The 13,019-nt window shown below is 65.6% G+C and carries 13 protein-coding genes and 1 tRNA gene; 4 read left to right on the forward strand and 10 right to left on the reverse strand.

Annotated elements, in window-relative coordinates; genetic code table 11:
- The first annotated feature begins 44 nt into the window (after positions 1–44).
- A complete protein-coding gene (locus OE647_RS13115; RefSeq protein WP_263722326.1) occupies positions 45–476 on the forward strand; it encodes an Lrp/AsnC family transcriptional regulator in 432 nt (143 codons plus the stop codon).
- A gap of 2 nt (positions 477–478) precedes the next feature.
- Here the strand turns inward: OE647_RS13115 and OE647_RS13120 are convergent, their stop codons facing one another.
- Together OE647_RS13120 and OE647_RS13125 are read right to left on the reverse strand one after the other, a co-directional pair.
- Entirely contained in the window at positions 479–937 is a 459-nt protein-coding gene (locus OE647_RS13120) for a disulfide bond formation protein B (RefSeq protein WP_263722195.1), read from the reverse strand.
- A complete protein-coding gene (locus tag OE647_RS13125; RefSeq protein ID WP_263722196.1) occupies positions 934–1,512 on the reverse strand; it encodes a YqaA family protein in 579 nt (192 codons plus the stop codon). Before OE647_RS13125 ends, OE647_RS13120 begins: the two co-directional genes overlap by 4 nt.
- A 139-nt stretch (positions 1,513–1,651) precedes the next feature.
- On the opposite strand from OE647_RS13125, the gene ypfJ reads away from it, so the two are divergent.
- The 3 genes from ypfJ to OE647_RS13140 all read left to right on the forward strand — a co-directional run bounded on the left by ypfJ (position 1,652) and on the right by OE647_RS13140 (position 3,802).
- A complete protein-coding gene (ypfJ, locus tag OE647_RS13130; RefSeq protein WP_263722197.1) occupies positions 1,652–2,512 on the forward strand; it encodes a KPN_02809 family neutral zinc metallopeptidase in 861 nt (286 codons plus the stop codon).
- A 54-nt stretch (positions 2,513–2,566) separates the two neighbouring features.
- A tRNA-Leu gene (locus OE647_RS13135) sits at positions 2,567–2,650 on the forward strand.
- A 579-nt stretch (positions 2,651–3,229) separates the two neighbouring features.
- Entirely contained in the window at positions 3,230–3,802 is a 573-nt protein-coding gene (locus OE647_RS13140; protein ID WP_263722198.1) for a Hint domain-containing protein, read from the forward strand.
- 7 nt (positions 3,803–3,809) lie between these two features.
- Here the strand turns inward: OE647_RS13140 and OE647_RS13145 are convergent, their stop codons facing one another.
- The 8 genes from OE647_RS13145 to OE647_RS13180 form a co-directional block, all read right to left on the reverse strand.
- Positions 3,810–4,424: a nucleotidyltransferase family protein gene (locus OE647_RS13145; RefSeq protein WP_263722199.1), complete on the reverse strand. Its 615-nt coding sequence runs from the start codon at positions 4,422–4,424 to the stop codon at positions 3,810–3,812.
- Between the two features lie 100 nt (positions 4,425–4,524).
- Positions 4,525–6,951 carry a GcvT family protein gene (locus tag OE647_RS13150; protein WP_263722200.1) on the reverse strand — a complete coding sequence of 809 codons (2,427 nt, stop codon included), beginning with the start codon at positions 6,949–6,951 and terminating at the stop codon, positions 4,525–4,527.
- 156 nt (positions 6,952–7,107) lie between these two features.
- The gene (locus tag OE647_RS13155) at positions 7,108–8,433 is read right to left on the reverse strand and encodes a branched-chain amino acid ABC transporter permease (RefSeq protein WP_412174956.1); all 1,326 of its coding nucleotides are present in this window, start codon (positions 8,431–8,433) and stop codon (positions 7,108–7,110) included.
- On the reverse strand, positions 8,424–9,434 hold the full coding sequence (locus OE647_RS13160; protein WP_263722202.1) for a branched-chain amino acid ABC transporter permease: 1,011 nt from the start codon (positions 9,432–9,434) through the stop codon (positions 8,424–8,426). Before OE647_RS13160 ends, OE647_RS13155 begins: the two co-directional genes overlap by 10 nt.
- Positions 9,435–9,624: 190 nt before the next feature.
- Complete coding sequence (locus tag OE647_RS13165) at positions 9,625–9,951, reverse strand: hypothetical protein (RefSeq protein ID WP_263722203.1); 327 nt, start codon at positions 9,949–9,951, stop codon at positions 9,625–9,627.
- Positions 9,952–10,106: 155 nt separating this feature from the next.
- Positions 10,107–10,811 (reverse strand): ABC transporter ATP-binding protein, encoded by a 705-nt coding sequence (locus OE647_RS13170; RefSeq protein WP_263722204.1) that lies wholly within the window; start codon positions 10,809–10,811, stop codon positions 10,107–10,109.
- Entirely contained in the window at positions 10,808–11,668 is an 861-nt protein-coding gene (locus OE647_RS13175; RefSeq protein ID WP_263722205.1) for an ABC transporter ATP-binding protein, read from the reverse strand. The genes OE647_RS13170 and OE647_RS13175 overlap by 4 nt, the downstream gene beginning before the upstream one ends.
- 94 nt (positions 11,669–11,762) lie before the next feature.
- On the reverse strand, positions 11,763–12,947 hold the full coding sequence (locus OE647_RS13180; RefSeq protein ID WP_263722206.1) for an ABC transporter substrate-binding protein: 1,185 nt from the start codon (positions 12,945–12,947) through the stop codon (positions 11,763–11,765).
- Positions 12,948–13,019: the final 72 nt, after the last annotated feature.

A 13,019-nucleotide genomic window follows, 5' to 3' on the forward strand; every position in this document is an offset into this window, starting at 1 on the left:
GAACGGACGAAGGATTATCCATAATGGCAGGCGCGGCAAGCGATCTGGACGAGCTGGATCAGAGGATCATCGCCGAACTTAGGCGCGACGGGCGCGCGTCGCTCTCCGACCTGGCGGATCGGCTGTCGATCGCGCGGGCCACGGTGCGCGCGCGGATGGAGCGGCTGCAGGCCCGGGGGGAGATCGTGGGCTTCACCGTCCTGACGCGGTCAGACGTGACCGCGCAGCCGGTGCGCGGCCTGATGATGATCGCGATCGAGGGCCGGGGTACTGAACGGATCGTCGCGCGCCTGACCGGCCTGCCCGAGATCATCGCGGTCCATTCGACCAACGGGCGCTGGGACATCATCGCCGAGATCGGCACCCGGACGCTCGAGGAGCTTGACCTCGTGCTGATGAAGGTGCGGGGCTACGAAGGGGTGCTGGCCTCTGAGACCAGCCTGCTCTTGTCGACCCGGCGCGCCAGTCGGCGCTAGGCTTAGACGCGGCGCGTGGCCGCCATAACCCAGATCGCAGCCAACGCGAAGGAAATCAGCGCGTTCCAGCCAGCCATGGAGACGCCAAAAAGGCTCCACGGGATTTCGTCGCAGCGGATCAGCGGCGCGGCCAAGATCTGGTTCATGAGTTCATCGGCCGAAAGCCCGCCGACGGGGCCGGAGGTGCAGGTGGTCGGCCCCTCCCACCATTTCTGTTCCACGCCCGCGTGAAAGACACCGATGGCGCCGGTCGTCGCGGCGGGCACCGCCCCGAGCCAGGGCAGCAAGCGATGGGTAATCAGCACGCCAAGCCCGGCAATCACGATGGCGGCGGCATGGGGCCAGCGTTGCCAAAGGCAGAGCTTGCAGGGCGCATAACCGAAGGCTTGGAACACGAAGGCGCCGCCCAGCAGAAGGACTGAGCCGAGTCCGGCGAGGAGGATAAGGTTCTTGCGAGTCATAGGTAGCGCACCAGAAGAAAACCACCGAGCAGGAGGCCGATGAACAGGGTGAACACCAGCCCGAGCCGCCGTTCGATGAAGTCGCGCATGGGCGCCCCGAATTGCCAGAGCAGGCCCGCCACCACGAAGAAGCGCAACCCCCGCGCCAGGATAGAGGTCGCGACGAAGGTCGCAATCGGCAAGCCGGTCCAGCCCGACATGATCGTGATGACCTTGTAGGGAAAGGGCGTGACGCCAGCGATCAGCACCGCCCAGAAGCCGAAATCGTTGAAGCGGGTGCTGAACTCCGCCATCGCGTCGGCCTTGCCGAGCGAGGTCAGGATCGGCTGGCCGATCTGCTCGAACGCGAAGGCGCCGATCGCGTAGCCCAGAAGCCCCCCGGCGACCGAGGCCGCCAGCGCCACCAGCGCGATAAGCCAGGCGCGTGACGGCCGGGCGAGGACCATCGGGATCATGAGCAGGTCGGGCGGGATCGGAAAGACGGAGCTTTCGACGAAGGAAACCAGCGCGAGGGCCGCCAGCGCGTGGCGATGGTTGGCCAGCCGCATGGTCCAGTCGTAAAGGGGCCGGATCATGGCCGGGCGTCTCCGATATTGCTGCCGGGTTCGCGGCGACGGCCTCTTAGGCCATGCGGGGGCTTTGGCGTCAAGCCGCTTTGCACCCATGCGCGCGCGCGTTAACGTGGCTGTGAAACGGTTGGGTTTGGGTGGCAGGATGCGCTGGCGCGGGCGTCGACAAAGCGACAATATCGAGGACCGTCGCCGTATGGGCCGGCGCGGGGGCACGGTGCAGGTCGGTGGCCTTGGCATCGTGGCGATTGTGGTCATCGGCTACTTCCTTGGCGTCGATATGACACCGGTGCTGGACGAGCTGTCGCGCCAGCAGGGTGGTGGCACGACTCAGGGCACAACGAAACTAACCGAGGCCGACCTTCAGGCGGGGGAGTTCGTCTCCGTAACGCTCGCCGACACGGAGGCGGTCTGGGGTCGGATCTTCCGCGCCGAGCTGAACCGGCCCTATGATCCGCCGACGCTGGTCCTGTTCAAGGGGATGACGCAATCGCCCTGCGCGACGGCCTCGGCGGCGACAGGGCCGTTCTATTGCCCCGCCGATCGCAAGATCTACCTCGACACCGAATTTTTCGTGACGCTGAGCCGCCAGCTTGGCGCCGGGGGTGATTTCGCGGCCGCCTATGTCGTCGCCCATGAGGTCGCCCATCACGTTCAGGATGAACTGGGTATCCTGGGCCAGGCGAACGCCGCGCGGCGGCAGGCCAGCCAGACCGACGCCAACGCCATCTCCGTCCGGATCGAGCTTCAGGCGGATTGCCTCTCTGGGATCTGGGCGCACCAGGCTGAATCGGTTCTGGGAACGATCGAGCCGGGCGACCTGAAGGAGGCGCTGAACGCCGCGCGCCGGATCGGTGACGACACGCTTCAGCGCAACGCCGGGCGCCAGCCGATGCCGCATACCTTCACCCACGGCAGTTCGGATCAGCGCGAACGCTGGTTCGCGCGCGGCTATGAGACCGGTGATGTCGAGGAATGCGACACCTTCAACGCCGCCCGGCTCTGAGCGTGCGCAAATCGCTTGTCTTGCGCAAAAGGGCGAGTTAGACCGCTGGCCGTGGCCCGAGTGGCGGAATGGTAGACGCAGCGGATTCAAAATCCGCCACCGCAAGGTATGTCGGTTCGAGTCCGACCTCGGGCACCACGTTTTCAGGAAACGCGACGCAACTTTGGGCGCTTATGCACGCGCGGCGATCTGTGGGGCGCGCCGGGTCGCCGTAGCCCGCCATCCGTGACCCGGGTTTCCGGGGCAGTTCCAATCCAGCTTCGATCACGGCCTGTCGCGGTCGCGGAAACGATCCGGCTGGTTTTCCGGCGGAGGCGGCAGGGCATCGCGCATACTGCGGTAACGGGGCGGCGGTCGCGCTGGCACATATCGCATTTCTTGATTTTATCCATATTTTTCTGGATATTAGAGCACATTTCGAACATTTCCGGGTAGGACGCGTGGCGCGCGCATCGGCTTTCCCGCCATTTCCAGTGTCGAGAAACAGCGTAATAATCGCGCGGAATGGCCCGGGTGACGTTACAATCGGATTTGCGTGGCGGATGCAGCGCCGCTAGACCTGTGTTCGGGCAATCGCGCTGACGTCGGGAGGGCGGAGCGGGGTTGAGGTTAAGCCGGGATCGGCAGAGGGACGTGTGAGAGTGACGATCGACTTGGGGTATCGAAGCGAGCAGAGCTCTATGGCGGGCCGTCGCCATCGGGGGCGGAGCGTCTGATATGCCGTTTCTGACTGGGGGCTGTGTCATCGCAACGGACCGCGGCGAAGTGCCGGCAGAGGTGCTGCGCGTGGGCGACAGGATCATCACCCGCGACAACGGGCTGCAGAGGCTCCGCTGGATCGGCACGCGGCGTCTCAACCGGGCAGATCTGTTCGCGAATGATCACCTCAGGCCGCTGCTGGTCAGGCAGGGATCGCTGGACGGATGGCTGCCAGAGGGCGACATCCGGGTTAGTCCGAACCAGCGCATCCTGGCGCCGCGCGACCGCAGCCTTGTTCATTTCGAGGAACATGAGGCGCTGATCTCTGCCAAGCACATGATCGACATGCGTCCGGCCGGTGCCAGCGCCAGCATCAGCTACACCTGTGTGCTTTTCGACCGGCACGAAATGATTCTGCTCAACGGCGTCTGGACCGAGGCGTTTCATCCGGGGGACATATCGGTGAACGGGATGGGGAATGCGCAGCGCTTCGAGCTATACGCGCTTTACCCCGAACTGCAGGCCCTGTTCGCCGAGGCGGTGGCCAAGGCGGTGCCCGGGCAGGTCGTGCCCTTCCCCCGCCAGCACTAGGACCACCTCAGCCCGCGGGATTTTCGCGTGCTGCGCGCCAGGCGGCCCATTCCTCGGGCGTGTCGAGATCGGTGATCGCGCGCCGGCCGGGCAGGGGGAGGAGCCGGACGACCTCGCCCGCGATGATCCGCCGCCCGCCCTGATCGCCGCTCAGAACGGCGAGTTCGCCGAACAACCGGGCGGGAAAGACGACCGGATGACCGGGCGTATAGTCGGAGGCTGCCGCGCGCAGGACCGTTTCCGGCTCACCCTCATAGACCGTGGCGACCGTGATCAGATCCGGCGCGGTCAATTCCGGCATGTCGGCGGGCACCACCATCAGCCCGGGCGGAGAGACATGCCCCGCCGCCGCGACTGCTGCGCGGAGCGACGCCGCAAGACCCTCATGCGCGTCCGGGACGGGCAGGGGCCGCACCCCTAGCCCGCTTAGCGCGGCAAGCCGTGGGCGGGCATGGGGACCGCCCTCGGGCAGGGTGACGAAGACGACAGGGCTCGCCGCCAACGACAGGCGCGCGATGCGCCTGAGCATCGGCTCGCCCTCGATCTCTTCCATCAGCTTGTCGCCGCCACGCATCCGGCTGGAGCTGCCGGCCGCGGGAATGACGATTGCGACCCTGTCCATGCCACCCAACTCCGCATCGGAGGGTCCGATGCCCGAAAAGGAAACGATGCGCGAAGTATCCGTTCCGCGCATCTCCGTGGCAAGAGCCGATGCGGCAGGCTTAGCCGCGCATTCGCGCCCCGTCCGCGTCCCAGAGCGGGCCATCGATCATCCGGGCCTTGCAGCGCTTGCCAAGGATCTCGATCTCCGCCTCAAGCCCGGCGGTGATCATCTCGACCGGGACGAAGCCCTGGGCGATCGATTGGCCGGTCCAATGCGAATACCCGCCCGAGGTGCAGAAGCCGACGACCTTGTCCCCGATCCAGATCGGCTCATAGGCTACCACGTCGGCCTCGTCAGTCTCGACGATGAACGCGCAGAGCTTCCGCTTGGGGCCCGCGGCCTTTTCGGCCATCGCGGGCGCCTTGCCGATCCAGTCGGCCGCCTTGTTCCAGCGGATGAAGCGGTCTATGCCGGTTTCGCCGGGGAAGTAGTCTGGCGAAAACTCCCGCGCCCAGGAGCCGAAGAGCTTGTCGAGGCGCAGCGACATCATCGCGCGCATGCCGAAGGGGCGCAGGCCCAGGTCCTGACCGGCCTCCCAAAGCGTGTGCCAAAGCGACCGCTGGCTCATGAAATCGGTGAAGATCTCATAGCCCAGGTCGCCGGTGTAGCTGACGCGCTGGACAAGGCAATCGGCCATGCCGATGGTCATGCGCCTGGCGTCCATGAACTTGAACGCCTCGCCCGAAACATCGGCGCGGGTGACGCGCGCCAGAAGATCGCGCGCCTTAGGCCCCGCGATCTGGAAGCCGGTGATCCGGTCAGAGACGTTTTCGACCCGCACGCCGTCATCCAGGTTCGCCTCGAACCAGCGCAGGTGCTGGTCCTGCGCGCCGTAGCTGCCGGTAATCCGGAACTCAGTTTCCGAGAGACATGTGACGGTGAAGTCGCCGATGATCTTGCCCTTGGGGCTCAGCATCGGGGTCAATGACAGGCGGCCGGGCTTCGGGATCGCGCCCGCCATGATCCGATCAAGCCAGGCGCGCGCGTTCGGCCCCGTCACGCGGAACTTGCCGAAGTTCTGCACCTCGTTGATGCCGACCGCCTCCCGCACCGCCATGACTTCCTGGCGCGTCGCCTCCCAGGCGTTGGAGCGCCGGAAGGTCGGCGTCTCGTAGCGCGGCTCGCCCGGCAGGGCGAAGTAGTTCACGACCTCAAGCCCGTATTGCTGGCCCCAGACCGCGTTCATGCCGTCGAAGATGTCGTACATCGGCGTCGTACGGAAGGGGCGCGCGGCAGGGCGTTCCTCGTTCGGGTAGGAGACCGAGAAGCGCATCTGGTAGTTCTCGATCACCTTCGGGACGGTGTAGCCCGGCGTGGTCCACTTGCCGAAACGGGCGACGTCAAAGCCGCGCGGGTCGACCTCGGTTTCGCCGTGGATCATCCATTCGGCAAGCGACTTGCCCATGCCGCCGCCTTGGCTGAAGCCTGCCATCACGGCGCAGGCCGACCAGTAGTTGCGAAGGCCCGGCACCGGCCCGATCAGCGGGTTGCCGTCGGGGGCGAAGGTGAAGGGGCCGTGGATCACGCGCTTCACCCCCGTGCGTTCCAGAACCGGGAAGCGGCGGTAGGCGAAGGTGACAGAGTCCTCGATCTTGTCGAACTGTTCGTTCAGAAGTTCATGGCCGAAGTTCCAGGGGGTGCCATCGACGCTCCATGGTTCGCAGGGCTTTTCATAGAAGCCGATGCAAAGGCCGCGCCCCTCTTGGCGCAGGTAGCTTTCGCCGCCGGGGTCCATGACGTGGGGGAATTCCTTGCCCGATTTCAGGATGTCCATGATTTCGGGGATGTCATCGGTCACCAGGTATTGGTGCGCCATCGGCAGAAGCGGCAGGTAGACACCGGCCATCGCGCCCACCTCGCGCGCCCAGAGACCGCCTGCGTTGACGATATGCTCGGCGTGGATCGTGCCCTGTTCAGTCACGACGTCCCAAGTGCCATCCGCACGCGGGTTGGTTTCCAGCACGCGATTATGCTCGACGATCTCCGCCCCGCCCATCTTGGCCGCGCGCGCATAGGCATGGGTGGTGCCCGACGGATCGAGGTGGCCGTCGAGCGGGTCGTAAAGCGCGCCCACAATCCCGTCGAGGTTCACCTGGCCATAGGTAAATGCCTTGATCTCCTCGGGGCCGAGGATTTCGGTGTGCAGGCCCATGTAGCGGTGCTTGGCGCGCTCGGCCACCAGCATCTCGAACCGGGCCTGGTTGTCGGCCAGCGTGATGCCGCCGACGTGGTGGAGGCCACAGGACATGCCGGTGATCGCCTCAAGCTCCTTGTAGAGCCCGATCGTGTAGCCCTGAAGCGCCGCCATGTTGGTGTCGCCGTTCAGCGTGTGGAACCCGCCCGCCGCATGCCAGGTGGAGCCGGAGGTGAGCGTGGAACGCTCGATCAGCATCACGTCCTTCCAGCCGTATTTCGTCAGGTGGTAAAGCACCGAGCAGCCGACGACGCCGCCGCCGATCACCACGACCTGTGCCTGGGTCTTCATGTTCGCCTCCAGAGGAATTTGCGACCAATCAAGGCCCGAAAGCGATCTGGAGCATGTCGATCAGCGACAAAAAATGTCGTTTCGCGTTTTGATCCCCATGAAAGCAGCGAAGCCGGGGTTGGCCCCGGCTTCGTCGCGGCGGGTTTTCCGCACGGCTCATTTTTCCGGAATGAGGCCCCTTGGGCTGAAGCGAAGCACGAGCAACAACACCAGTCCCAGCGCGATGAGGCGCATGTGGGCGGCGGAGTCCTTGAGGTGTTCGCGTAGCGGCGAAGCGGGGTCCATGCCCGCGGTCAGGTATTCGAGCGCGGCGGGGCCCCAGGCCTCGACCTTGAGCCAGAGGAAGCTGATCAGGAAGCCGCCGAGGATCGCGCCCCAGTTGTTGCCCGAGCCGCCGACGATGACCATCACCCAGATGAGGAAGGTGAAGCGCAAGGGGCTGTAGGTGCCGGGGTTGTGCAGGCTGTCCATCGTCACCATCATCGCGCCGGCCAGGCCGCAGACGGCGGAGCCGAGGATGAAGATCTGCAGGTGGCGGCCGGTCACGTTCTTGCCCATCGCCCCGGCCGCGACCTCATTGTCGCGGATGGCGCGCATCATCCGGCCCCAGGGCGACTTCAGCGCCAGTTCCGACGCGGCCGTCAGCAGGAGCAGGATGGCGAGGAAGAGGCCGGCATAAAGCAGCTTGACCACGACGGTGGAGGCCACGACCGGCTCGGCGCCGAAGCCGGCGGCGAAGTCGACGAAGGCGGGGCTTGCCTGCAGGTCGACCTCATAGGGAACCGGGCGGGGAATGCCGATGACGTTCTTGACGCCGCGCGCCAGCCAGTCCTCGTTCTTCAGGACGGCGACGATGATCTCGCCGATCCCTAGCGTCGCGATGGCGAGGTAGTCGGAGCGCAGCCCCAGCGCGGTCTTGCCGATCAGCCAGGCCGCGCCCGCCGCCAGAAGCGCGCCGACGGGCCAGGACAGGAGCACCGGCAGGCCGAGCCCGCCGAGGTTGGAATTGGTCGCGGGGTTGAAGGCCTCGATCACCTCGACCGCCGGGTCGAAGAGCGCGCGGTAGAGGAAGAAGCCGCCGATCAGCGTCACGCAGAGCGCGGCAAGCCGCACCCGGCCCTTCAGCCGGTGGTTCAGCACGATCGCCAGCGCGATCACGCCCAGGCCGACGATCAGCGCGAAGACCAGCCGGCCCACGCCGCCCGCGGTCCAGACCTCGGTCACCGGGGGCGTGGCGATCAGTACCGGGGCCAGCCCGCCAAGCGCGATGAAGCCCACGACGCCGACGTTGAAAAGCCCCGCGTAGCCCCATTGCATGTTCACGCCGAGCGCCATGATCGCCGAGAGCAGGCCGAAGTTCAGGATGAAGAGCGCGGTGTTCCAGCTGCCGCCGAAGATCCCGCCGAACGTGGTCGAGCCTTCGAGCACGATCAGCGCCGCCATGCCCGCGAAAAGAAGGATGTTGCGCGTGTTCATACCGATTTCCCCTTGAAGAGGCCGGTGGGCTTGAAGAGCAGGACGACGATGAGAAGCGCGAAGGAGACCGCGAACTTGTAGTCGGTGGAAAGCAGCTGCGCGAGCCCGTCGGGCGCCAGCGCCTCGGGCAGCACATAGGTCGCGACCTTCTTCCAGGCATAGGTCAGGCCGACCTCGGAAAAGGCGATCAGGAAGCCGCCCGCGATCGCGCCCAAGGGGCTGCCGAGCCCGCCGACGATGGCCGAGGCGAAGACCGGCAGCAGCAGCTGGAAGTAGTTGAAGGCCTTGAAGCTCTTGTCGAGCCCGTAGAGCGTGCCGGCGATGACGGCGAGGCCCGACGCGATGATCCAGGTCACCGCCACCACGCGTTCCGGGTTGATGCCCGAGAGCAGCGCGAGGTCCTCGTTGTCGGAATAGGCGCGCATCGACTTGCCGGTGCGGGTCTTGTTGAGGAACCAGAACAGGAGCGCGACGACGAGGACGGCGGCGGCGATGGTCTGGGCCTGGCTGGCCTTGAAGGCCAGCCCCTCGGCAAGGCCCGTGGACTTCTTGAACTCATTGGCGTTGATCAGGAACCGCGCGCCATCGGCAAAGCGGATCTCCTCCACGCCGATGACGAAGCGGGTGACGCCGTTCATCACGAACATCACCCCCATCGAGACGATCACCAGGATCACCGGCGCGGCCTTCTGCCGGCGGTAGAAGCGGTAGACCCCGCGGTCGGTCAGAAGCACGACCGCCGCCGTCGCTGCGATGCCGAAGGGCAGCGCGAGGAAGGCCGTGGGCAGCGGGCCAAGGCTGACACCCAGCGATTGCAGCCACCAGGTCACCAGGATCACGAAGCCCGTCCCCAGCGCCATCGTGTCGCCATGGGCGAAGTTCGAAAACCTGAGGATGCCGTAGATCAGCGTCACCCCAAGCGCCCCGAGCGCGAGCTGCGCCCCATAGGCCGTCGCCGGTATGACGACAAAGTTCAAAAGCGCGACAAGCGCATTGAGAAGGTCCATGCTTCTCCCCCGTGGCTGGCCCTTCGGCCTGTCTTTATTGTCCCTTGACCCAATACCATACCCGGCCCTCTCCGCAAGCCATTGCAGGACCCTTTGGGCCCGCGTCCCCCGACACGGCCGCGAAAAAGGCCCCGGACGGGGCCGGAACCCTGCGCGATGATGGCGAGGGCCTATCAGCGTCTTGTGTAACTCAGCCTTGGGCCGGTGTGCAGGTGCCCTGCACATAGCCGGTCTTGCTGCCGGTCCCGGTATAGTGCAGCTCCCCGGTTTCGGTGTTGAGGGCGTAGTTCTGCGTGAACCCGTCCCCGATTACGACGAAGAACAGACCCTTGGTGCCGGGGTGGACGTCCGCCTCGATCTCAGCGCCCTCGGAAAGGACTTGGCCCTTGTCCTGGCCTTCGTACTGGACAAGCTGCACCGCTGCCAATGCGGACTCGCCCGAACAATCAAAGACAATGTTTCCCGCTTCAGCGGACAGGGGCAGCAGAATGCCTGCGGAAAGGAAAAGGTATTTCACGGAAAACTCCAATAATGCTTCCGGATCGGCGCAGTAGGGATGCACTGTGGCGGAAAATTGTCGAATTCCGGGCGCTTTGGGGGGCGTTTGAAAGCGCGAAGGGACGCCGCGATAATGGCGTCCCTTCCGGTCGATAACACGTCGTTTTCGGGGTTTTAGCCCCCCAAGAAGGTGCGCCGCACCTCTGCGTTTGCTAGAAGCGCCTCGCCGGTGTCGGTGTAGCGGTTGGCGCCCTGGACGAGGACGTAGCCCTTGTCGGCGATCTCCAGCGCCTGGCGGGCGTTCTGTTCGACCATCAGGATCGAGATGCCGGTGCGGGCGACCTCGATGATGCGGTCGAAAAGCTCGTCCATGACGATGGGGGAGACGCCGGCGGTGGGCTCATCCAGCATCAGGAGCTTTGGCTGCGTCATCAGCGCGCGGCCCACGGCGACCTGCTGGCGCTGGCCGCCGGACAGTTCGCCCGCGGGCTGGCGGCGCTTGTCCTTCAGGATCGGGAAAAGGTCGTAGACCTGCTCCATCGTGGCGCGGAAGTCGTCGCGGCGGATGAAGGCGCCCATCTCCAGGTTCTCCTCGACCGACATCGAGGGGAAGACGTTGTTGACCTGCGGCACGAAGCCCATGCCCTTGGCCACGCGGTCCTGAGGCGTCAGGGCGGTGATGTCCTGCCCGTCGAGCGTCACCTGGCCCTTGCGCAGGTTCAGCATCCCGAAGACCGCCTTCATCGCGGTCGACTTGCCCGCCCCGTTGGGGCCGACGATCACCGCGATCTCGCCCTTGTCCACGGTCAGCGTGCAGTCGTGCAGGATGTCGGCGGCGCCGTAGCCGCCGGTCATGTTCTCGGCCGCGAGGAAGCTCATGCCGCACCTCCCTGGCCCGCTTCGTCGCCAAGTCCGGGCTGGGCGCCGTGCGACTCGTGGCGGGCCTCCTCAGCCTCGGCTTCCGCCTTGACTTTGTTCTTGAGGCCACGGCCCAGATAGGCTTCGATCACGGCCTCGTTCTCCATGATATGGGCGGCGGAGCCCTCGGCCAGCACCTTGCCCTCGGCCATCACGATGACCGGGTCGCAGAGGCGGCCGATGAAGTCCATGTCGTGCTCGATCACGCAGAAGGTGTAGCCGCGTTCCTTGTTCAGCCGCACGATCGCGTCGCCGATGGTGTTGAGAAGCGTGCGGTTCACGCCGGCGCCGACCTCATCGAGGAAGACGATCTTGGCGTCGACCATCATCGTGCGGCCAAGCTCCAGCAGCTTCTTCTGCCCGCCGGACAGGTTACCCGCGCGCTCGTCGGCCAGATGGGAAATCGTCAGGAAATCAAGCACCTCGTCGGCTTTCTTCGCGAGCGCGCGCTCTTCCTCGGCGATGCGCTTGCGGCCGAACCAGGCGTTCCAGAGCGTCTCGCCCGACTGGGCCGCCGGCACCATCATCAGGTTTTCTCGCACCGTCATCGAGGAGAATTCATGCGCGATCTGGAAGGTCCGGAGCAGGCCCTTGTGGAAAAGCTCGTGCGGCGGCAGGCCGGTAATGTCCTCGCCGTCCATGATCACCCGGCCCGAGGTCGGCGTGTAGACTCCGGCGATCACGTTGAAGAGCGTTGACTTGCCCGCCCCGTTCGGCCCGATCAGCCCGGTGATCGAGCCCTTCGCGATCTCGAGCGAGGCGCCGTCAACTGCGCGGAACCCCCCGAAATGCTTGTGCAGATCCTCAACGACGATCATGCGTGTTCATCCCCTTCGCACGGGTTCACCCGCGTCTGTCGATATCGAAAAGGCAGCCCGGATAAGCCGGGCTGCCTTGTGTGGCATCAAGCGATCAGCGGTAGCCGACCGTGGTGATCTTGCCGTCCTTGAACTCGTACTCGCGATACGCGCCCGAGGCTTCGCCCGGTCCGATCAGCTCGACCGCCGAGGCGCCGACGTAGTCGATGTCGGTCCCCGCCGCAAGAAGCTCAAGCCCCTTGGCCAGTTCGCCCGGATAGATCTTCTCGCCCGGCGCGTTGGCGACATCCATCACCTTCGCGGCAAGGTCGGCCGACTTCGAAGAACCGGCGGCCTGCATGGCGAGCATGATCAGCGCCGCCGCGTCATAGCTTTCGCCCGCATAGGACGAGGAGCCGTCGAAGCCCGCGGCCGTGGCCATTTCCAGGAAGGTCGCGCCACCGGCGCTGTCGGTGCCCGGAACGGTACCGAAGGAGCCATCAAGCTCGCTGCCGAACTTTTCTTCGAGCACGTTGCCATACATGCCGTCCGGCAGCATGAAGGTGCTGAAGGCGCCGGTGTCGAGCGCGGCGCGGATGACGCCCGCGCCGCCCTGGTCGACATAGCCCGCAACGACAAGCGCATCGCCACCGGCAGAGGCCAGTGCGCCGACCTCGGCCGAATAGTCGGCCTTGCCGTCTTCATGCGCGGCCGAGATGCTCACGCTACCACCGGCCGCTTCGACCGCGGCCTGGATGGAGTCGGCCAGACCCTTGCCGTAGTCGTTGTTGGTGTAGGAAATTGCGACGGAAGAGATGCTGCGGTCCTGCAGGACTTTGGCGATGATCTCACCCTGGCGCGCATCCGAGGGTGCAGTGCGGAAGAACAATCCGTTGTCCTCGGCCGAGGTCAGACCGGGGGAGGTCGCCGAGGCCGAGATCATCACGATGCCGTTCGGAACCGCCACATTGGCCAGGATCGCGCCGGTCACGCCCGAGCAGTCCGCGCCCATGATCGCGTTGACCTTGTCCGTGGTGACAAGGCGTTCAGCCGCCGCCGTGGCGGCCGCCGCGTCGACGCAGGTCGAATCGCCGCGCACCGAGGTCACGGTCGAGCCGTCGAGCAGCTTGCCGGAGTCGCTGACTTCCTTCATCGCAAGCTCGGCACCCGCGCCCATCGAAGGCGTGATCGATTCCAGCGGCCCCGTGAAGCCCAGGATCACCCCGAGCTTGATGTCCTCGGCGCCAGCCGCACCCGTCATGAGCGCGACCGCAGCGGTCGCGGCGAGAAGTTTCTTCATCTTGTTACTCCCATATTGGATCGAAATCTGGCGGCGAGCCTAGAGCGGCTTTGCCTAAAAGAAAAGCGGTTC

It is taken from the genome of Albidovulum sediminicola (assembly GCF_025751575.1).
In the GTDB taxonomy this organism is placed as follows: domain Bacteria; phylum Pseudomonadota; class Alphaproteobacteria; order Rhodobacterales; family Rhodobacteraceae; genus Albidovulum; species Albidovulum sediminicola.

Coding starts and splice junctions, on each gene's coding strand:
- OE647_RS13180 (WP_263722206.1), bottom strand. CDS start 12,947: ATGAAGAAACTTCTCGCCGCGACCGCTGCGGTCGCGCTCATGACGGGT.
- OE647_RS13175 (WP_263722205.1), bottom strand. CDS start 11,668: ATGATCGTCGTTGAGGATCTGCACAAGCATTTCGGGGGGTTCCGCGCA.
- ypfJ (WP_263722197.1), top strand. CDS start 1,652: ATGCGCTGGCGCGGGCGTCGACAAAGCGACAATATCGAGGACCGTCGC.
- OE647_RS13170 (WP_263722204.1), bottom strand. CDS start 10,811: ATGAGCTTCCTCGCGGCCGAGAACATGACCGGCGGCTACGGCGCCGCC.
- OE647_RS13145 (WP_263722199.1), bottom strand. CDS start 4,424: ATGGACAGGGTCGCAATCGTCATTCCCGCGGCCGGCAGCTCCAGCCGG.
- OE647_RS13125 (WP_263722196.1), bottom strand. CDS start 1,512: ATGATCCGGCCCCTTTACGACTGGACCATGCGGCTGGCCAACCATCGC.
- OE647_RS13140 (WP_263722198.1), top strand. CDS start 3,230: ATGCCGTTTCTGACTGGGGGCTGTGTCATCGCAACGGACCGCGGCGAA.
- OE647_RS13120 (WP_263722195.1), bottom strand. CDS start 937: ATGACTCGCAAGAACCTTATCCTCCTCGCCGGACTCGGCTCAGTCCTT.
- OE647_RS13150 (WP_263722200.1), bottom strand. CDS start 6,951: ATGAAGACCCAGGCACAGGTCGTGGTGATCGGCGGCGGCGTCGTCGGC.
- OE647_RS13160 (WP_263722202.1), bottom strand. CDS start 9,434: ATGGACCTTCTCAATGCGCTTGTCGCGCTTTTGAACTTTGTCGTCATA.